The organism is Gordonia sp. ABSL11-1 (genome assembly GCF_030315685.1).
In the GTDB taxonomy this organism is placed as follows: Bacteria; Actinomycetota; Actinomycetes; order Mycobacteriales; family Mycobacteriaceae; genus Gordonia.
Window position 1 is genome coordinate 1 of sequence record NZ_JASXSI010000009.1, and the last position, 19,431, is coordinate 19,431.

Here is a 19,431-nt window from a genome sequence, read left to right on the forward strand (position 1 = left end):
GGTGACCAGAACCCGCATGACTGTGTCCTTTCGTGGGCGAGCGACGCGTGCAGGTGATGTTCGCTGACCGCGCTCACACTATTGTGTCCCACATGCGCGGAATCATCCTTGCCGGCGGGACCGGTACGCGCCTGCACCCGATCACGCAGGGCGTCAGCAAGCAACTGGTTCCGGTGTACGACAAACCGATGATCTACTACCCGCTCTCCACGCTGATGTTGGCGGGTATCCGTGACGTGCTGATCATCACGACGCCACATGACAGTGCCGCGTTCCGTGGACTGCTCGGCGACGGCGGTCAGTTCGGGATCAGCATCAGCTACGTGACGCAGCAGTCGCCGGACGGGCTGGCGCAGGCATTCGTGCTGGGTTCCGATCACATCGGCGACGACTCGGTCGCACTCGTGCTGGGCGACAACATCTTCTACGGCCCAGGGCTGGGCAGTCGCCTGCAGGGATTCGAGAATGTCGACGGCGGAGCGATTTTCGCCTATTGGGTGGCCGATCCGTCGGCGTACGGTGTCGTCGACTTCGACGAGACCGGGACGGCGGTTGCGCTGCAGGAGAAGCCCGACTGGCCGCGATCCAACTACGCCGTTCCCGGCCTGTACTTCTACGACAACGACGTCGTCGACATCGCGCGCAACCTGAAGCCCAGTGCGCGAGGCGAATACGAGATCACCGACATCAACGCGCATTACCTCGACCGCGGAAAACTCGCCGTCCAGGTCCTGCCGCGGGGCACCGCGTGGCTCGACACCGGGACCTTCGATTCGCTGCTCGACGCGGGCAACTTCGTGCGCACCGTCGAGCAGCGGCAGGGTCTCAAGATCGCCGTGCCGGAGGAGATCGCCTGGCGCCGTGGGTTCATCGACGACGCCGAGCTGGCCGCCCGCGCGGAGAAGCTGCGCAAGTCGGGCTACGGAGACTATCTCCTGGAGCTGCTCGAACGAGGAAAGGGTCTTTGAATGCGGCTGCGTCCATTGGCGATCGACGGTGCCTGGGAGATCACGCCGGTCCAGCACGGCGACGACCGCGGACTGTTCGCGGAGGTGTTCAAAGGTGACCTGCTCGCCGAGGCCATCGGCCACCGCCTCGACCTCGCCCAGGTCAACCTCTCGGTGTCGGCCGCAGGCGTGCTGCGCGGGGTCCACTTCGCCGACGTACCACCCGGACAGGCCAAGTACGTCACCTGCCCAGCCGGCGCGATACTCGACGTCATCGTCGACATCCGCGTCGGCTCACCCACTTTCGGCACATACGACACCGTGCTCCTCGACGACGTCGACCGCCGCGCCGTCTACCTCTCCGAAGGACTCGGCCACGCGTTCTGCGCACTCGCCGACGGATCCTCGGTCACCTACCTGTGCTCGACCGGCTACAACCCAACCGCCGAACACGGCATCAACCCCCTCGACCCCGAACTCGGGATCCAGTGGCCGACGACGGCCCGGGACGGCACGCCCCTGGAGTACGAACTGTCGGCGAAGGACACCGCCGCGCCGGGATTGTCGGCGGCGCGGGACGTGGGTTTGTTGCCGGTGTTCGACGACGTCACCGGGTATCTGCGAGGGTTGGCGTCGGGTCCGGTGGGTGAGTAGCCGGGGTGCGTGGGGCCGAGATCACCGCTGGTCGGGAGACTGATTCTCCGCATTCTGCAACGCGATCGCCCTCGCCAGCCGCGCGTATTTGATCTCGAGCTCGCGGAAGCGCAGGTAGGTCGAGACCGTGGTGAAGGCGAACGCGATGACCAGCAGGAACAGCACCAGATCCAGGCCACGCTGGATACCGATCTTGTTGGCCACCCAGGTGACGTCGTCCTGGCGCAGCATGGCATACACACCGAACACCACGAACGCGACGAACAGCAGCTTCACCCCGGCCGACGCGCGAGCGGTCCCGCGGTGGACGATGAAGAACGCGACCAAGGCCAGCACGCCCAGGATCGCCAGGATCTGCAACCAGATCATCGGGCTCACTTCCTCATACGGCCGTGGAGCAGACCGTCGGCGACGATGTTCACGCCGTTGATCAGGGACTGCCCCTTGGCTCGTGAGTAGTCGGTGTAGAGGATCGTCACGGGCTGTTCGGTGACCCGCCACTGGTAGTGGTCGATGAGTGCGACGAACTCGGAGGCGTGGCTCATTCCGCTCATCATCAGGTCGAGGTCGTCGGCGACGGTCCGATTGAAGGCGCGTAACCCGTTGTGCGCGTCGGTCAATCCGAGTCGACGTGTACGCGGACTCAGGAACACGATGGTGCGCAACGCCATTCGTCGGACGAGTGGTACCGATTCGCTGCGCCCCTCGGCGAACCGGGTGCCGACGACGATGTCGACCGGCTCGGTGCGCAGCCGGCCGACCATCGCGACGACGTCTTCGACGCGATGCTGACCGTCGGCGTCGAAGGTGACGAAGAAGCGGGCGTTCGGCTGGGCGCGCGCGTACTCGACCCCGGTCTGGATCGCGGCACCCTGACCGAGATTGACCGGATGGCGGACGAGGCGGATGCCGTCGGCAGATGCCGCGGCGGCACGGATCTCGGCCGACGACCCGTCCCGACTGCCGTCGTCGACGCACACGATGTTCGGGAAGGTCCGCGCGGCCGCGGTCACCACGTCCCGGATCACCTCGGCCTCGTTGAAGACGGGTATGACCAGCCACACGTCATCGTTGCTGGTGGAGCCCGAGGTCATGACGGTAACCCTAGCCGAGGCCCCCGCGGCGATGACCTACCCTGGTCGCGTGCCGATCGACGTGATGATGCCGTTCTACGGTGATGTCGCGCAGTTCCGGCAGGCGGTGTCGAGTGTGCTGGGTCAGCGCGACGGCGACCTGCGGCTGGTCGTCGTCGACGACTGCTACCCCGATGCCGAGCCGCGTGTCTGGCTGGAGTCCCTCACCGACCCGCGGGTGCACTATCACCGCAACACGACCAACCTCGGGGTGAACGGCAACTTCCGACGATGCGTCGAGTTGGTCGAGGCCGACCACTTCGTGGTGATGGGCTGCGACGACGTGATGCTGCCGGACTACCTCGGGACCGTCCGCGCACTCGCGGCCGCGCACCCGGATGCGTCCGTCGTGGCGCCCGGCGTCGAGGTCATCGACGACCGCGACCGCGTCGTACGACCGCTGGCGGATCGGATCAAGTCCGTCCTGTCGCCGAACGCATCTCCGGGGACACCCGTCGTGCTCGCCGGTGAGTCGATGGCGACCAGCCTCTACCACGGGAACTGGACGTATTTTCCGTCGCTGCTGTGGCGCACTGCGCCCGTCCGCGAGGTGGGTTTCCGGCCCGGCCTCGAGATCGTGCTCGACCTGGCCCTGCTCGTCGACCTGGCCGCCGACGGCGGCTCCCTCGTCCACGACCCCACCGTCATCTTCCGTTATCGACGCCACGACGCGTCGGTGAGTTCAGTGCAGGCCGTCGACGGCCGGCGCTTCGCGGAGGAGAACGCCTTCTTCGCCACCGAGGCACGACGATGCGCGGAGCGCCGGTGGCCGCGTGCCGCGCGGGCCGCCCGGCTGCACGCGACGTCGCGCCTCAATCACGCTCAGTCGCGGGTGGCGGCGGCCGTCGGAACCGTGTTGCGGCGGCCCAACGCGACGGCGTGAACCAGCATCCCGACGACGGGACCGCCGGCCAGGGCGAGCGCGACACGGCCCTGGACTCCCACCGGTATCAGCAGTAGCGCGACCGACGCGACGGTCGCGCACCACCAGCCTGCCGCGTACCAGCGATGCGCATCCACCGCGATCGCCGCGGCACCGGTGACGGTCAGCAGTGCGAGCACCGTCGCGCCCATCGTCAGGGCCGCCAGTGTCGCGCCGGGCAACCGGAAATCGGCGCCGAATACGCTCGTCATCAGCCACGGTCCGGCCAGCCAGGCGAGGCCTGAACCGGCGACGCCGATGGCCGCCACGCCCGTGGCGGGCGCGCGCAGCGCCGTCGCGAGGTGGTCGCGACCGTCGACGAAACGCGTGATCAGCACACCCTGAAAACTGTTCAGCGGCACCAGCAGCGGCGCCCGGGTGAGGGTGACGGCGAGGACCACAGCCCCGACGGTCGCGGTGTCCGCGGACCGCCCGGCCGTGGCATTGATGAGTACCGGAAATCCCATCACCAGAACGGCACTCGCCGCGGCCGCGGCCATGGCGGTGAGCGTGTTGGCGGTCAGCCGTCGCGACCCGACGTCGCCGGGGAGACCGACCGCGTGCCGGGCGGACGGCGATGTCAGCAGGAGCAGCATCCAGGACACGGAACCGGTGACGGTGATGATCAGGAACGCCGTGACATCGGCTCCGACGACGACCGCGATGACGGCGCCGACGAGACGGATCAGTGCGTCCACGGACAGCAGGACGGCGAACGCACCCCAGGACACCGATCCCGACAGCGCACCCGCGAGGTGCGCATAGACGGCGAACGACGCCACCCCGACCGACAACAGCACCACCGACAGCCAGCGATGGTCGGTGAACACATGGGCACTCCACAGCGGCGAGGTCGCCGCGACGATCGCGCCGAGGATCCCCCCGATCGCGGTGTTGACCAGCCAGGGACGAGCGGTGGTCGCGGAGTGTCCGTCGACGGCGGCGCGCACCGTGCGGGTGGTCTCCTGCAGCTGTCCGTTCTGAGAGCCGGTCACCATGCCGTAGGCGGCCCAGAAGACGGCGAACACCGCGTAACCCGCCGCACCGAGATATCGTGCGGCGAGCAGGAGTACGAGGTAGCCGGAGGCCGCTGCGACGAGCGTCGCGATCGTCACCCGACCGAGTGCCCCGGCGGCGGGAGGGTCCGCTGCCGGGAGGCGGTCGTCGTCGGACATCGCGGTCGGTTCGCTCAGGACGGCCCGGGGAACGACGGCAGCGCGGCGGTGAACAACCATTCGTCCCACAGCGGTCCGAGGGACATCGTCGAGTAGTTCGCGGCCAGGGCGATGAAGTCCTCGGTGGTGGCCGACCCGTAGCGGTACTTGTCGGTCCAGCGACGCAGGAGCGCGAAGAAGTTGCCGTCGCCGATGCTCAGCCGCAGGGCGTGCAACGTCAACGCACCGCGCTTGTAGACCCAGTCGTCGAACATCCGTCGCGGACCGGGATCGGCCAGGGTGGCCCGCACCGGATGTGCGGCGAGTTTCTCGTAGTAGTGGCGGGCCCACTCGGAGGCGCTCCTGCCGCCGGAGTGCTGACTCCACAGCCACTCCGCATAGCAGGCGAACCCCTCGTGCAGCCAGATGTCGCGCCACCGCGAGAGGGTCACCGAGTTCCCGAACCACTGATGGGCGAGTTCATGGGCGACGAGCCGTTCGGCGTGGCCGGTGCCGTCGCAATGGTTCGCTCCGAAGGTCGAGAAACTCTGCGCCTCGATCGGGATCTCCAGCGAGTCGTCGGTGACGACGACGGTGTAGCCGGGGAACGGATACGGGCCGAACATCTCGACGAAGGCCTCGAGCATCTCGACCTGCCGGCCGAAGTCGATGTCGAAGGTGCGCATCAGCCGGGGCGGCAGGATCGCCGTGACCGGTACCGGCTTGGTGGCCAACGTCTTTCTCTTGTACATCCCTATCTGCACCGAGGCCAGATAGGTAGGCATCGGTTCCACCTGGTGGTAGGCCCACGTGGTCTGGGCGGCCCGGGTGCGTTTGGACTCCAGCACACCGTTGGCCAGGGCGTAGTACGGGCTGTCGGTGGTGATGACGATCCGGTAGGGGGCCTTCGCGCTGGGGTGGTCGTCGCACGGGAACCAGGACCCCGCGCCGTTGGGCTGGTTGGCACACAACGCGCCGTCGGTGAGCTCCTCCCAGCCGACTTCACCCCAGGAACCGCGGATGGGTCGCGGCGTTCCCGAATACCGGATCACGATGGTCATCGCGCCGCCCGGCGGTATCGGGGTGTCGGGGGTGATCGCGAGTTTGCGGTTGCGATGGGAGTACCGGGCGCGCTTGCCGTTCACCGATACCCGCGACACGGACATCGTCGACGCCAGGTCCAGGGTGAAACGCTGCAGATGGATGAACGACGTCGCGGTCAGCGTGGCGACGCCTTCGAGCCGGTTCGGCGTGACCTTGTACTCGAGATCCAGGTCGTACCGCGAGATGCGGTACCCGAGGTTGCCGTTGTCGGGCAGGTACGGATCGAGAGCGTCGAGGGGAGCGCCGAGAAGGGGCTGACGTGGACCCTTGGCCGACTTTCCCGGCACTGACTCTCCTGTCTGTTCGAAAGCGACCAGGTGTCGCGGCGCGTTTTCCCCCGCTGCCGTCGTCGGTCGCGGACACTTAGGTTACCTGCCGCACCCCGGCTGCACCGGGCGGCAAGGTCGTGAGAAGCTGGAGAACCAAACCGGACCGCAGTCCGCTTCATTGGGGTCGGGAACGAAAGGGAGACCATGTTCGGTGTACGCAGCGTGACATTTTTCTTGGCGCGACTGATTCTCGGTTACATCTTCATCATGCACGGGTGGCAGAAGCTGCACACCAACGGAATCAGCAACGTGGAGAAGGGATTCGATGCCATGGGCGTCCCCGCTCCGGATCTGGCGGCGCAGTACGCGACCTGGGTCGAGTTCATCGGTGGCATCCTGCTGATCCTCGGATTGTTGCTGCCGATCGTGTCGATCCTGCTGATCGCGGACATGATCGGGGCAATCGCCTACGCCCACTGGGATGCCGGGTTCTGGAACAGCGATGGCGGATACGAGCTCCCGCTCGCCCTCATCGCCGGCCTGCTCGCCGTCGGCTTCGCCCAGGCGGGCACCGCTGCGGCGGACCACTATGTGTTCCGTCGTCGCCGTCGGGGTGCTGTCGTCGAGTAGTCGGGTCCTGCCCTTTCTGTTGATCGAGTAGGTCGGAGCGTCAGCGGCGCCTCGCTTCGCTCGGTGCCTACTCGATCGGCGGGGTGAGGTAGGCCCTGGTGAGGTTGCCGTTTGGTCCGCAGACCGGACCAAACGGCAACCTCCGCACGATCTGCCCAGTACACGCTTCGCTCGGTGCCTACTCGATCAGCGGGGAGTTCACCCGCTCCAGGGCACGATCGGATTGCCCTGCCAGCGGGTATGCGCCGGCACCACGTCGCCACGCATGACCAGCGAGGCCGGTCCGACCGTCGCACTCTCGCCGAGACCCGAGGCGGGCAGCGCGACGCAATGAGGCCCGAGCGTCGATCCGGCCTCGAGCACCACCTGATCGATCGCCATCACCCGATCGTGGAACAGGTGCGTCTGCACCACACATCCACGTTGCACGGTCGCGCCGTCGCCGAGGGTCACCAGGTCTGCCTCGGGCAGCCAGTAGGTCTCACACCAGACGCCCTTGCCGATGTGTGCGCCGAGCATCCGCAGCCACAGGTTCAGGATCGGTGTGCCGGTCGCCGCGTTCGCGAACCACGGCGCGGCGACGGTCTCGACGAACGCATCCGACAACTCGTTGCGCCACACGAACGAACTCCACAGCGGATGCTCGGACACCTGAATCCGGCCGACGACCAGCCACTTCGCGGCCGCCGCGATGCAACAGGCAGCCGCACCGGCGACCAGCAGCAGCAATCCGCTCACGAGAGCGGCGACCCAGTACGCCGAGTGCTGCGCGATGTACTGCAGCCCGATCAGCATGAAGATGCCCAGGCCGAACGACACGATCACCGGGATGATGCGCAGGGTCTCGACGACAGACCGCGCCGCCTTCAGCTTCCACGACGGGTGGAAGGTGCGTGAGGTGTCGGAGGCGGCTGCCGTGCGACGTAGCCGGACAGGCGGACTGCCCAGCCAGCTGGACCCGGACTTCGCGCGGTCCGGTGTCGCCGACAACACGGCCACCAGGCTGTTCTTGGGTACCTTGCGGCCTGGTCCGGTCATGCCCGAGTTGCCCAGGAACGAGCGCTTGCCGATCTTCGCCTCGTCGATGTGCAGCCAGCCGCCCCCGAGTTCGTAGGAGGCGACCATGGTGTCGTCGGCGAGGAATGCTCCGTCGCCGATGGCGGTGAACTTCGGCAAGACCAACGCCGTCGAGATCTCGGTCCCGGTGCCGACCTTCACGCCGAGGATGCGGAACCACCACGGCGTCAGCAGGCTCGCGTAGAGCGGGAACAGGTAGGTGCGGGCGGCGTCGAGGAGGCGTTCGGTCATCCACACCTGCCAGCCGACCCGTGACCGGACCGGGTGATAGCCCTTCGACAGCCCGAGCGACAACAGACGCACCAGCACCGCGGTGATGACGGCGAAGACCATGAGGCTGGTCAGTGTCGCCACCGGGAGCAGGGCGAGGCAGCGCAGCCCGACACTGCGCAGCCGGTCGGCGTGCAGGGCCCACGACCCCATCACGGCCAGCCCGGCACCGAGCGCGATCAGCGGGATGGCAGCCAGCAGTATCGACGAGATGACGTAGACCGGAACCCACTGTGTCCCGCGTGGCGGACGGTGATCCGGCCACGGGTGAGCGGCCTTGCGCACCTTGGCCGCCGGTGAGCCGGCCCAATGCTGTCCGGCCTTGACCCGGCCGCGCACCGCCGATCCGGGTTCCACCTCCGCGTCGCGTCCGACGACCGCGCCCGGCAGCAATGTCGAGCGTGCCCCGACCGAGGCGCCGCGTTTGATGACGATCTCCCCGATGTGCACGCGGTCACCGTCGATCCACCACCCGGCGAGATCGACCTCGGGCTCGATGGACGCGCCGTCGCCGATGGTGAGGAACCCGGTGACCGGGGGAATCGTGTGCAGATCGACGCCGCGCCCGATCGTCGCACCGAACGCGCGCGCCAGGTGGATCATCCAGGGCGCGCCGGAGAGATTCGCGGCGCCGCTCGCCTCGAGCAGGCGCTCGGCCACCCAGAGTCGGATGTGCGTGCCGCCCCCGCGCGGATATGTTCCGGGCGTCAGGCCGGCGAGCAGCAGCCGGGAGCCGGTCGCGGCGATCGCCATGCGCCCGGGCGGGGTGATGAACACCAGGAACGCGACGAGCAGCACCCACCAGTTCACCGGCACCAGCCACGGCACGTCGCGGCCCGCCCGGTCGACGACCTCGATGGCGACGTTGTTGACGACGCCGAGCCAGGTGGCCCACTGCAATCCGGTGAGCGTGGTCAACGGAATCGACAACGCGAGCTGGGCGAGTCCGGCCCGACGAGGCGTCGGTGTCACGTCGCGCTCGACGACCACGCGCGACGGGGTCCGTGCGTCGAGCATCTCGGCCAGCGAACCCAGGCGGGGATGATCGTAGAGGTCGGCGACGGTGATGTCGGGATAGCGGGTCCGCAGCGCGGTGACCAGTTGGGCCGCCGCCAGCGAACCGCCACCCTCGGCGAAGAAATCGGCGCGTGGATCCTCGATGACGACGCCGAGGACATCGGTCCAGCACGCAGCGACCCAGACCTCGGTGTCGCTGAGATCCTCGGACTTCTCCGACGATGCGGTCCCCGGCAGCGGCCAGGGCAGCGCGTTGCGGTCCACCTTGCCCGAGGTCCGCGTCGGGAGCTCGTCGACCAGGGCCAGACGCGGCACCATCGGGGCGGGGAGCTGGTCGACGAGCGTGGCGTGTGCCGCGGCGACGTCGAAATCCGGATGCGGCGACACCAGGTAGCCGACGAGCAGGCTGTTGCCCGCCGCCGACTTGCGCACCGCCGCCGCCGCGCCGCTGACACCCGGAAGTTGTTGCAGTGCATTGTCGATCTCGCCGAGTTCGATCCGCCGGCCGCCGACCTTCACCTGATCGTCGGCGCGCCCCTGGAATAGCAGGCCCGCCGGGTCGAGGCGGACGAGATCGCCACTGCGGTAAGCCCGTTCCCAACCCAGCGTGGGCATCGGTGCGTACTTCTCGGCGTCCTTGGCGGGATCGAGGTAGCGGGCCAGGCCGACGCCGCCGATGACGAGCTCGCCGACGGCGCCCTCGGCCACCGGCCGACCATCCGGACTGACGACCGCGAGATCCCAACCGGGCAGCGGCAATCCGATGCGGACCGGGCCCGTGCCGTCGAGCGGTGCCGCGCACGCGACGACGGTGGCCTCGGTCGGACCGTACGTGTTCCACACCTCCCGACCCTCGACCGCGAGCCGTTCGGCGAGCTCGGGTGGGCAGGCCTCGCCGCCGAAGATCAACAGCCGCACAGCTTCCAGGGCTTCCGGCGGCCACAGCGAGGCGAGCGTCGGCACCGTCGAGACGACGGTGATGTCGCGCTGGACGAGCCACGGGCCCAGGTCCATCCCGCTGCGCACCAGAGCGCGGGGAGCCGGGACCAGGCAGGCGCCGTACCGCCACGCGAGCCACATCTCCTCGCACGATGCGTCGAAGGCCACCGACAACCCGGCCAACACGCGGTCGTCCGGACCCAGCGGGTCGTCGAGCAGGAACATGCGTGCCTCGGCGTCGACGAAGGCGGCCGCGTTGCGGTGGGTGACGGCGACACCCTTCGGGGTGCCCGTCGATCCCGAGGTGAAGATGATCCAGGCGTCGTCGTCGACGGTGGGGCGCTGCGGGGCCGGGTCGTCGGCGGGCTCGGGCAGCGCCGTCACGCCACCCGGGCCGAGGACGGCGTCGACCCGAGCCTCGCCGAACACCAGTTCGGCGCGCTCGTCTGGGTCGTCGGCGTCCACCGGGACGTAGGCGGCGCCCGCGTACAGCGTCGACAGGATCGCGACATAGAGGTCGCGGCTGCCCGACGGCATGCGGATGCCGACACGCCCGCCGCGTCCGACGCCCGCGGCGCTCAGTCGCTCGGCCCCGCGGCGGACGAGTGAGAGGAGCTGGGAGTACGTGAGAGACAGATCACCGTCGTCGATCGCCGGGGAATCCGGGAACCTCGCAGCGGTCTCGTCGAGGACGTCGCAGAGGGTGCGCGGAGCGCTGGCCTGCGGTGACAGGAGGAACTGGGGAGGGATGACCACTCGTCACCACCATCGTCTCGGCACGAACGGAGGAATATAGCCGACGAATCCGTCCAGTATCTGTGACGTGGGTGAACATTCAGTGGCGCAGGTCTCGGCCTGTCCGATCGGTGAGGTTGGGCGCGAAACCTGCCGGATCACGGGCACAGCATCACAGGACCGGTGTAGTTTTCGCACTGACATATCTCAGCACGAACCCATCGGGGGGTGTGGCGCGCCTGCCACGGGCGTGTTGAGCATTGTGATGACGAGGGATGAGCAATGCCGATTGTGCACCACCGCAAACCGAGTCTCCTGTCCTTTCCGATGTGGCTCGGTACACGAACACTCCTGCGACCGGCGCTGTCCCTGTGGCCGCTGAACAAGCCGGGGATGGCCGGGCTGTTCCTGATCGACCGGGTCCTCGCGGTGGGACCGAAGCCGGGGGGCGTCGTCCGGGAGCAGATGACTCTTGACGGTAGACCCGTCGAGCTGATCATGCCGTCCGGACCGTCGCGCCGCGACTCGGAGGCGGCGATCCTCTACCTCCACGGCGGGGCCTTCGTGGTGTGCGGCCTCGGGTCTCACCGATCGATTGCGAGCCGATTGTCGAAGGCCTGTGAACTCCCGGTCTTCTCGGTGGAGTACCGGCAGCTGCCCGCTTTCGGCGTCGGGACCTCGGTGGCCGATGCAGTCGGCGCCTACCGCGAACTGGTCGGGGAGCGCGGCTACCGTCGGGTCATCGTCGCGGGCGATTCGGCCGGGGGATTCCTCGCAGGGAAGGTCATCGAGGCGGCCGCCCAGGAGGGCCTCCCGCGGCCGACCGCGTTCATCGGTATCTCTCCGCTGCTCGACCTCGAGGTCGGCACCAACCCGGATCGCAGCAGCCGGTCCGACGCCTACATCCCGCAGAGCAAGATGCGGCAGCTGGCCGCACTGTTCGGTCGCGGGCCCGTCGCATTCCAGGGCACCCGTCGTGTCCCCGACGTGGCCGACGAGGACTTCCCGCCGACGGTCATCATCACGGCCGAGGGCGAGATGCTCGAGCCGGACGCGATCGGTCTGGTGGAGTCGCTCGACGAAGTGGGCGTCGACGCCGTCGCGCACAGTTACTCTTGGCAGGTGCACGCGTTCCCGGTGCTCACGACCCGGCATCCGGAGACGTTGCACGCCATCGAGGTGACCGCCGCATTCGTTGCCCAAGCCATTCGAGAGGCCAAGGACGCTGACGACCGGAAGGACCAGCGGGCCGGCTGAGTCCGGGCCCGATGACTCCACCAGCGAGGACGGACCGACGCCCGTACGTGGCAGCGTCGACGCGCGGTTCACCCTCGCCGCCGAACGCACCGTGTTGGCCTGGGTGCGAACCGCCCTGGGTTTCATGGCCGCCGGGGTCGCCGTCGTCTACGTCGCCGGCAACATCGAGCATCCGGTCCTCGAGACCGCTCTCGGTCTGGTCATGGTGGCGCTCGGTTGCATCATCGCCCTCCTCGGGGCGTGGCGGTGGCGCCAGACCAGTCGCGCCCTGCGTGACGGCGGCGCGATGCCGGGGCCAGCTCACGTCACGTTCCTGATCGTTGGGATAGTGATCGTGGCCGTGGCGATAGCCGTGGTGATCGTGATCCAGACCTGAGGTGAGAAACGTTTCGATGATCAACAACGACTTCCAGCGCGGCGCGCAGAGCTTCTCCCGCGGCATGACCATCGTCGGCTCGGTGATTCTGATGATCTGTGTCGCGCTGCTGACGGTGAACTGGTGGCAGGAAGGCCGCTGGGTCTGGGTGGGCATCGGGATCGCCATCATCGTCGTCAACATCGGGCTGGTGATCCTGCAGTTCCGCCGTCGCAAGTTCCCCGAGCGGGGCGCCGACGACGACTCGGCCACGTGATCGACGCCCCGCTCCCGCCGACGGCAAGCCCGCTCCCGCCGACGGCAACCTCATCTGCGCCGGCGGCAACCGACCGAATCCCGGTTCGTCGCGGCGAACGATGACCTCGGCCCGCGATCGCTTCGAGGGCGCCCGGGTGGCGCGCCTGGCCACCGCCGGTGACGACCACCGACCACACCTGGTGCCGGTGGTGTTCACCCTCGCCGACGACACGGTGGCGTTCTGCGTCGACCACAAGCCGAAACGGACACAACGCCTCCGACGACTCGCGAACATCGAGGCGAACCCGATGGTGTCGCTGCTGGTCGACCACTACGACGACGACTGGACCTCACTGTGGTGGGTGCGAGTCGACGGCGTAGCCGAGGTCGTCGGCCCGGACAGCGCGGAGGGCGCCCGCGCCATCGACCAGCTCGCCGCGAAGTACCCGCAGTACCGCACGGATCGCCCCGACGGTCCGGTCGTCGTCGTCCGCGATCTCAGGTGGCACAGTTGGTCGGCCACGAGCTGAGATCTGGATCGAGGTTGCCGTCGGGCGATCAGGCGGTCAGTTCGTCCTCGCAGCAGACGATCCCGGACCGTGCGTCGTCGGCGAACTGGGTGCGGTACAGCTCGGCATAGCGCCCGTTGCGGGCGAGCAGGGTGGCGTGGTCACCACGTTCGACGATGCGCCCCTGCTCGAGCACGGCGATCTCGTCGGCAGCCCGGATCGTCGACAACCGATGCGCGATCACGATCGACGTCCGCCCGACGAGCGCCTCGCCCAGTGCCTCCTGGACCGCGGCCTCCGACGTCGAGTCGAGATGGGCGGTCGCCTCGTCGAGGATGACGACCGAGGGCTGGGCCAGCAGCAGACGGGCGATGGTCAGCCGTTGCCGCTCCCCACCGGACAGGCGGTAACCGCGTTCGCCGACGACGGTGTCGAGCCCGTCGGGCAGTGACTGCACCAACTCGTCGAGGCGGGCTCGCCGCAGCGCATCCCAGATCTGCTGTTCGGTCACCGTCGGGTCGGCGAGCGCGAGATTGGCGCGGACCGTGTCGTGGAAGAGATGTCCGTCCTGGGTCACCAGGCCGACGGTCCTATGCACCGACGCACTCTGCAGGTCTCGGATGTCGACGCCGTTGAGTTCGATGGTGCCTGCGTCGACGTCATAGAGGCGCGTCGCGAGGTTCGCGATCGTCGACTTCCCGGCACCGGAACTGCCGACCAGCGCCGTCATGGTCCCGGCCGGCACGTCGAGGTCGATGTCGTGCAGGACTGTCGAGCCGCCGCGGTTGTCCAGTTGCGCAACCTCTTCCAACGACGCCAGCGACACCTTGTCGGCCGACGGGTAAGCGAACGACACGTCGCCGAAGCGGACCGACACCGGGCCCTGCGGCACCGGCCGGGCGTCGGGTTTGTCCGCGATCAGCGGTTCGAGATCGAGGACCTCGAAGACGCGCTCGAAACTGACGAGCGCACTCATGATCTCGACGCGTGCGTTGGCCAGCGCGGTCAGCGGTGCGTACATGCGGGTGAGCAGGAGCGCCAGCGAGACGACGGCGCCTGCGGACAGGTGGCCGCCGACGGCGAGCCATCCGCCGAGACCGTAGACCAGTGCGAGCGCCAGCGCCGAGACGAGGGTCAGCGCGGTCATGAAGTACGCCTGGAGCATCGCACGACGAACCCCGATGTCGCGCACGCGATCTGCGCGATCAGCGAACTCCGAGGACTCCATGTCGGGGCGGCCGAACAGCTTGACCAGGGTGGCGCCCGGAGCCGAGAACCGTTCGGTCATCTGCGTCGACATGCGGGCGTTGTATTCCGCGGCCTCGCGCGACAACGCCGCCATCCGACGACCCATCCGACGCGCCGGCACGACGAACACCGGGAGCAGGACGAGCGCGAGAATCGTGACCTGCCAACTGATCGCGATCATCACGCCGAGGGTCAACACGAGCGTGACGGCATTCGACACCACGCCCGACAGTGTGTCGCTGAACGCACGTTGTGCCCCGATGACGTCGTTGTTCAGGCGACTGACCAGCGCGCCGGTCCGCGTCCGGGTGAAGAACGCGACCGGCATCTTCTGGACGTGATCGAACACCGATCGACGCAGATCGAGGATCAGACCCTCGCCGATGTTCGCCGAGAACCAGCGTGTGCCGATTCCGGCTGCGGCCTCGACGACGGCGATCAGGGCGATCAACAACGCCAGTCCGACGATGGCGCCGCCGCCGCCACCGCCGGTGATCAGATTGACCACTCGCCCGGCCAATAGTGGCGTCACCACCGTCAGCAATGCGGTCACCACCGACAACACCAGGAACACCACGATCCGACGACGATGCGGCTGCGCGAAACCGGCGATCCGACGCAGCGTCGCGCGGCGTTCGCCCTTGAGTGCCCGCGCCTGTGGCGCGTTCATCGACTTGTACATGGTGTCCCAGCCCACCGATTCCATGCTCATGCCGACCACGGTAGAACTTAAAGCTCACTTGAAGTCCACTCGGACCGTCACGAACAGGTTGCGAACCGGCGTTCGGTGGCTGCCAGAAGTGCAGCCCGCCGCCGGTCAGATGCGGCCGAGACGTTGGCGTAGTTGTGCCACTGGAGGTTGCGCACGCCAATCTTCCCGAAGGTCCCGCGAAACATGATCTTGGTGACCGGATCTCCGAACCACCAGCGGTACACGGGATGCGGTGTGGTCATCACCGTCTGCACCGACACTCCTCGCAGTTCGGTCATCAGGTTGCGGAACGGATTGCCCTTCGCGCCGCGGATCTCCTCATAGGCGACGCCCTGGGTGAGCACCCGATCGAGGAAGCCCTTGGTCGCTGCCGGCATCGCCTCCCACCAGATGGGGAAGACGAAGGCGAGGTGATTCGCGGCGAGTATGCGCTGCTGATAGTCGGCGACCACGGGATCGACGACCTGTTGCAGTCGCCATGCACGCAGGTCGTCGGCGCTCATCACCGGATCGAAGCCGTCGGCGGCCAGATCGATGACATCGACCTCGTGTCCGGCCGAACGTGCTCCGCGGATCGCTGCCGCGGCGACAGCGGCCGAGAAACTGCGTTCGTGTTCGACGTCGGCGGCCGAGGCCAGCGTGTACGGGTGATCGAGGATGACGAGGGTTCGCATGGCGACCTCCGGGGGGAAAGGTTGAATTAGCAACAGTTGTAATATCAACTGATACTCCATGAACCGTTGTACGTCAAACCTTGTTACGGTTGTCCGATGCGCGGCGCCGACGAGCTCCCCGACCTGCCGGATGACTTCGCGCGGTTCTGGTTCCTCCTCCGGCGGGTCGCCGGACTGATGGACCGGACCGGCGACGCCCTGTTCCGCACGGGGCTCGGGATCTCGCTGCCACAGTTCCTCGTGCTGTCCACGATCGACGCGTACCCGGGGAGGCTGAATCAGCAGATGATCGCCGACCGGCTCGGCCTCACGAAGTCGACGGTCAGCCGACAGATCGACAACGGGGTGTCGGCGGGCCTGATCTCGGTGTCGCGATCGGAACACTCGCGGCGGGAGAACGACATCAGGCTGACTGAGTCGGGTACCGACATGGTGCACCGTGGCGACGATCTGTTCGCCGCTGCGCGCGCCGATTTCCCGGACGTCTCGGCCCGGGAGATGCGGGTGACCCTCGCGACGCTGTCCGCGTTCGACCGCGCCTTCGGCGCCACGTTCGCATCGGACTGACCCGCCTCGCGTCGGCACAACCATTCGAGCTGAGTACGTTGGTCACAGAGTGATCGATCGGTGAGAAGTCCGCGAGCTCGACGGCCGCGGCCGGCAGGAACGAGGTCAGACATGTCAGCAGAACTCAAACTGGGGTTCAAGGCGTCGGCGGAGCAGTTCGATCCGCGTGAGTTGGTGGAGATCGCGGTGGCGGCCGAGGAGCACGGGATGGACTCGGTCGCGGTGAGTGACCACTTCCAGCCGTGGCGGCACAACGGTGGGCATGCGCCGTTCTCGTTGGCGTGGATGGCCGCCGTCGGTGAGCGCACGAAACGTGTGCAGATCGGGACGTCGGTGATGACGCCGACCTTCCGCTACAACCCGGCTGTGATCGCGCAGGCGTTCGCGACGATGGGGTGTCTGTATCCGGGGCGGATCATGCTCGGGGTGGGTACCGGTGAGGCGCTCAACGAGTATGCGACCGGTTTTCAGGGTGAGTGGCCGGAGTTCAAGGAACGCTTCGCGCGGCTGCGGGAGTCGATCCGGTTGATGCGGGAGTTGTGGACCGGCGAGGAGGTCGATTTCGACGGCGACTACTACCACACGCAGGGCGCGTACATGTATGACGTTCCCGAGCAACCGATCCCGGTGTATGTGGCCGCGGGGGGTCCGGTGGTGGCGCGCTATGCCGGGCGGGCCGGTGACGGTTTCATCTGTACCTCGGGCAAGGGTGCGGAGTTGTATCAGGAGAAGTTGATCCCGGCGGTCAAGGAGGGTGCGGAGAAGGCGGAGCGGGATTTCGAGACGATCGATCGGATGATCGAGATCAAGATCTCCTACGATCCGGATCCGGAGCTGGCGTTGGAGAACACGCGATTCTGGGCGCCGCTGTCGTTGACCGCGGAGCAGAAGCACAGTGTGAACTCGTCGACGGAGATGGAGCGTCTGGCCGACGAGTTGCCGATCGAGCAGGTGGCCAAGCGGTGGATCGTGGCCTCGGATCCGGATGAGGCGGTGGAGAAGGTGAAGTTCTACACCGATTCCGGGCTGAATCATCTGGTGTTCCATGCGCCGGGCCATGATCAGCAGCGGTTCCTGACCAATTTCGAGAAGGATCTCGCGCCGAGGCTCCGCGAACTCAGAGTGTGAGCTTGGGTGAAGGACCGGCGCGCACTCGTTCAGCTGAGGTGCTCGAGCAGGAACTCCAATGTCCGTGTCCACGCGTGCCGCTGAGCTGTGGCGACGTCCTCGGGAGCGCCGCCGCCGATCAGTCCGGCGGAACGGGTGACCGTGGTCGGTACCGCCGGCGGACGGATGAAGTGTCCGACGCGCGGGTAGATCAACAGTTCGTCGTCGGCACAGCGATCGGCACCGAGCCGGATCCGGCGATCGATGATCGCCCGGGCCATCTCGGCGGCGGGGTAGCACCGGTCGTTTGTGCCGGCGATCGCCAGGATCGGGCAGTCTATCCGCTCTACCGGGATGGCGGCATCGGCGACCGCGTGATGATCCCGCAATCCCGCCTCGTAGGCCTTCGTCGTCGCCATGGCCATCGACGACCGCCCGGCAAGGAGGCTGCGGCGCACCATGTTCATCGTCACCTGGCCGAGTAGACGTTCGGCACGGACGGGTACGTAGGGCAGATCGATCCCCTCGTGGGTGAGGGACGACACCTGCTCGGGAGGTCCGTCGGTGCGTAGGGATTGAAAGACGACGTGGCTGGGCGCGACGGCCACGATCGCTCGGAGCGGCGAGCGGGTCATGGCCACCGTCGTCAACGCTGTCTGCACGCCGATCGAGGACGCGTGAATCGCGACCGCGCCGTCGTCGACATACGGTCTCGCAGTAAATGCCTCGATCCCGTGGGCGATCGCCTCCACAGGAATCCGGGCTACGGAATCCGGGAGTCCGGGACGGCCGGTGTAGGCCAGGACCGACGTCGCGTACCCGTGTGAGGCGAACAATGCGGCAGTAGCCCAGGTGGAGCGCGTGACCATCGTGCCAGGGACGACGATCACGCCGGGCAGGGAACTGTCGTCGTCGGCCGGTCGGTACGTGTGGAGCTCCCACCCTGGCCCTCGAAGATCTTCGCAGACCAACCCGCGTCCCCACACCCGACGAAGGGTCGTGCTGGACACCTCGGAGCCATCGGATGCGGTGGCGGTGAACTCGAGCGCCGAATCGCACGCCTCGAACAGTGTCGGTACGGCGCGCGACGTCATCACGGGCTGCATGGTGACCCACGGTTCATCGTTGTCGGCGATGTCGAGGAGTCCGTTCCCGCCGACCGGATGTCTACCCGATGACCGCCAACGCCGCCCGTTCGCATCGACGCCGTATACGTCCAAGTCGACCGTTGTCGCCGAGGTCCCTGTCACCTGGAACCGAACGGGTGAGTCAACGAGCCCGTCGCCGGTGTCGATCACATGGAGGTGCATCCGTGGCTGGGGTGTGGCGGCCGTGTGTCAGGACAGGACGAATGTCGCACCCATGGCCGGCCCGTAGCGGAAGATGTTGGCGTAGACGGATTCTCCCGCAGATGCGCCGGTGTCCTGGAGGGTGGTGTATCCGAAGATGTGACCCAGCGAGGATCGGTAGGTGGTCGTGGTGTCGAAGCGGTAGGTGTACGAATAGGTCACCTCGACACCCATCGTTGCCGGATTCGAGGTCCAGGCCCTGACCACCGTGGTCTGGCCCATGTTCAGGGTGGCGGGAGGTGCATCGATCCAGCGGAAGTCCGACGAGCTGCCTGCACCCACGCTGGTGTCGGGGAACCGGCTGAGTGTCAGAGGCATTCCGGTCTGGTTCGTGATCACGAGAACCGCGCTCGACCCTCCGGGTGGAATCGGGCGAGCTGCTGCGGACGTGGTGGTCGTCACGCCCGCGAGGACCAACGTCACCGCGAGCGCCGAGGCGATCGCAGTGACGAGCCGAACGACACTTCGATGTGATCTCATGGCGATCTCCTTTGTCGATCCTTCGGTGGATCATCCGAGCGTATGAAGCATGCGAGGCCCGGAT

At 67.4% G+C, this 19,431-nt stretch carries 19 protein-coding genes; 10 read left to right on the forward strand and 9 right to left on the reverse strand.

The genetic code is table 11. The features are described from left to right. The first annotated feature begins 92 nt into the window (after window positions 1–92). Together rfbA and QSJ19_RS11715 are read left to right on the forward strand one after the other, a co-directional pair. Window positions 93–968: a glucose-1-phosphate thymidylyltransferase RfbA gene (rfbA, locus tag QSJ19_RS11710; protein WP_286320568.1), complete on the forward strand. Its 876-nt coding sequence runs from the start codon at window positions 93–95 to the stop codon at window positions 966–968. Next, window positions 969–1,601: a dTDP-4-dehydrorhamnose 3,5-epimerase family protein gene (locus QSJ19_RS11715; RefSeq protein WP_286320569.1), complete on the forward strand. Its 633-nt coding sequence runs from the start codon at window positions 969–971 to the stop codon at window positions 1,599–1,601. 21 nt (window positions 1,602–1,622) lie between these two features. On the opposite strand, the gene QSJ19_RS11720 is transcribed toward QSJ19_RS11715, so the two are convergent. Then, complete coding sequence (locus QSJ19_RS11720) at window positions 1,623–1,970, reverse strand: DUF2304 domain-containing protein (protein ID WP_286320570.1); 348 nt, start codon at window positions 1,968–1,970, stop codon at window positions 1,623–1,625. A gap of 5 nt (window positions 1,971–1,975) precedes the next feature. Further along, the gene (gene ppgS / locus QSJ19_RS11725; RefSeq protein ID WP_286320572.1) at window positions 1,976–2,695 is read right to left on the reverse strand and encodes a polyprenyl-phospho-N-acetylgalactosaminyl synthase PpgS; all 720 of its coding nucleotides are present in this window, start codon (window positions 2,693–2,695) and stop codon (window positions 1,976–1,978) included. Window positions 2,696–2,744: 49 nt separating this feature from the next. Here ppgS and QSJ19_RS11730 point away from each other — a divergent pair, with 49 nt between their 5' ends. After that, complete coding sequence (locus QSJ19_RS11730; protein ID WP_286320816.1) at window positions 2,745–3,617, forward strand: glycosyltransferase family 2 protein; 873 nt, start codon at window positions 2,745–2,747, stop codon at window positions 3,615–3,617. Here the strand turns inward: QSJ19_RS11730 and QSJ19_RS11735 are convergent. Next, the gene (locus QSJ19_RS11735; RefSeq protein ID WP_286320574.1) at window positions 3,557–4,831 is read right to left on the reverse strand and encodes a lipopolysaccharide biosynthesis protein; all 1,275 of its coding nucleotides are present in this window, start codon (window positions 4,829–4,831) and stop codon (window positions 3,557–3,559) included. The two genes, QSJ19_RS11730 and QSJ19_RS11735, sit on opposite strands and share 61 nt — an antisense overlap. A 14-nt stretch (window positions 4,832–4,845) precedes the next feature. Then, complete coding sequence (locus QSJ19_RS11740; RefSeq protein ID WP_286320575.1) at window positions 4,846–6,201, reverse strand: M1 family metallopeptidase; 1,356 nt, start codon at window positions 6,199–6,201, stop codon at window positions 4,846–4,848. A 186-nt stretch (window positions 6,202–6,387) separates the two neighbouring features. Between QSJ19_RS11740 and QSJ19_RS11745 the strand changes: the two genes are divergently transcribed. Next, window positions 6,388–6,813, forward strand: coding sequence for a DoxX family protein (locus QSJ19_RS11745; RefSeq protein WP_286320577.1), 426 nt, complete (start codon window positions 6,388–6,390; stop codon window positions 6,811–6,813). A gap of 198 nt (window positions 6,814–7,011) precedes the next feature. On the opposite strand, the gene QSJ19_RS11750 is transcribed toward QSJ19_RS11745, so the two are convergent. Next, entirely contained in the window at window positions 7,012–10,872 is a 3,861-nt protein-coding gene (locus tag QSJ19_RS11750; RefSeq protein WP_286320578.1) for a Pls/PosA family non-ribosomal peptide synthetase, read from the reverse strand. Window positions 10,873–11,133: 261 nt separating this feature from the next. Here QSJ19_RS11750 and QSJ19_RS11755 point away from each other — a divergent pair, with 261 nt between their 5' ends. From QSJ19_RS11755 to QSJ19_RS11770, 4 genes are all read left to right on the forward strand, one after another. Continuing rightward, window positions 11,134–12,108, forward strand: a complete 975-nt coding sequence (locus QSJ19_RS11755) for an alpha/beta hydrolase (protein WP_286320581.1) — start codon at window positions 11,134–11,136, stop codon at window positions 12,106–12,108. After that, window positions 12,047–12,484, forward strand: coding sequence for a YidH family protein (locus QSJ19_RS11760; protein WP_286320582.1), 438 nt, complete (start codon window positions 12,047–12,049; stop codon window positions 12,482–12,484). Before QSJ19_RS11755 ends, QSJ19_RS11760 begins: the two co-directional genes overlap by 62 nt. A gap of 16 nt (window positions 12,485–12,500) precedes the next feature. Next, window positions 12,501–12,740 carry a hypothetical protein gene (locus QSJ19_RS11765; RefSeq protein ID WP_286320584.1) on the forward strand — a complete coding sequence of 80 codons (240 nt, stop codon included), beginning with the start codon at window positions 12,501–12,503 and terminating at the stop codon, window positions 12,738–12,740. Window positions 12,741–12,840: 100 nt separating this feature from the next. Next, the gene (locus QSJ19_RS11770) at window positions 12,841–13,251 is read left to right on the forward strand and encodes a TIGR03668 family PPOX class F420-dependent oxidoreductase (protein ID WP_286320586.1); all 411 of its coding nucleotides are present in this window, start codon (window positions 12,841–12,843) and stop codon (window positions 13,249–13,251) included. Between the two features lie 28 nt (window positions 13,252–13,279). Here QSJ19_RS11770 and QSJ19_RS11775 read toward each other — a convergent pair whose 3' ends face one another. Together QSJ19_RS11775 and QSJ19_RS11780 are read right to left on the reverse strand one after the other, a co-directional pair. Then, window positions 13,280–15,190 carry an ABC transporter ATP-binding protein gene (locus QSJ19_RS11775; RefSeq protein WP_286320587.1) on the reverse strand — a complete coding sequence of 637 codons (1,911 nt, stop codon included), beginning with the start codon at window positions 15,188–15,190 and terminating at the stop codon, window positions 13,280–13,282. A gap of 47 nt (window positions 15,191–15,237) precedes the next feature. Beyond that, on the reverse strand, window positions 15,238–15,864 hold the full coding sequence (locus QSJ19_RS11780) for an NAD(P)H-dependent oxidoreductase (protein ID WP_286320588.1): 627 nt from the start codon (window positions 15,862–15,864) through the stop codon (window positions 15,238–15,240). A 96-nt stretch (window positions 15,865–15,960) separates the two neighbouring features. Between QSJ19_RS11780 and QSJ19_RS11785 the strand changes: the two genes are divergently transcribed. Next, window positions 15,961–16,431, forward strand: coding sequence for a MarR family winged helix-turn-helix transcriptional regulator (locus QSJ19_RS11785; protein WP_286320589.1), 471 nt, complete (start codon window positions 15,961–15,963; stop codon window positions 16,429–16,431). Between the two features lie 111 nt (window positions 16,432–16,542). Then, window positions 16,543–17,559: a glucose-6-phosphate dehydrogenase (coenzyme-F420) gene (gene fgd, locus QSJ19_RS11790; RefSeq protein ID WP_286320590.1), complete on the forward strand. Its 1,017-nt coding sequence runs from the start codon at window positions 16,543–16,545 to the stop codon at window positions 17,557–17,559. A 29-nt stretch (window positions 17,560–17,588) separates the two neighbouring features. Here fgd and QSJ19_RS11795 read toward each other — a convergent pair whose 3' ends face one another. Continuing rightward, a complete protein-coding gene (locus QSJ19_RS11795; protein WP_286320591.1) occupies window positions 17,589–18,758 on the reverse strand; it encodes an acyl-CoA thioester hydrolase/BAAT C-terminal domain-containing protein in 1,170 nt (389 codons plus the stop codon). A gap of 117 nt (window positions 18,759–18,875) precedes the next feature. Next, a complete protein-coding gene (locus tag QSJ19_RS11800; RefSeq protein WP_286320593.1) occupies window positions 18,876–19,367 on the reverse strand; it encodes a hypothetical protein in 492 nt (163 codons plus the stop codon). Window positions 19,368–19,431: the final 64 nt, after the last annotated feature.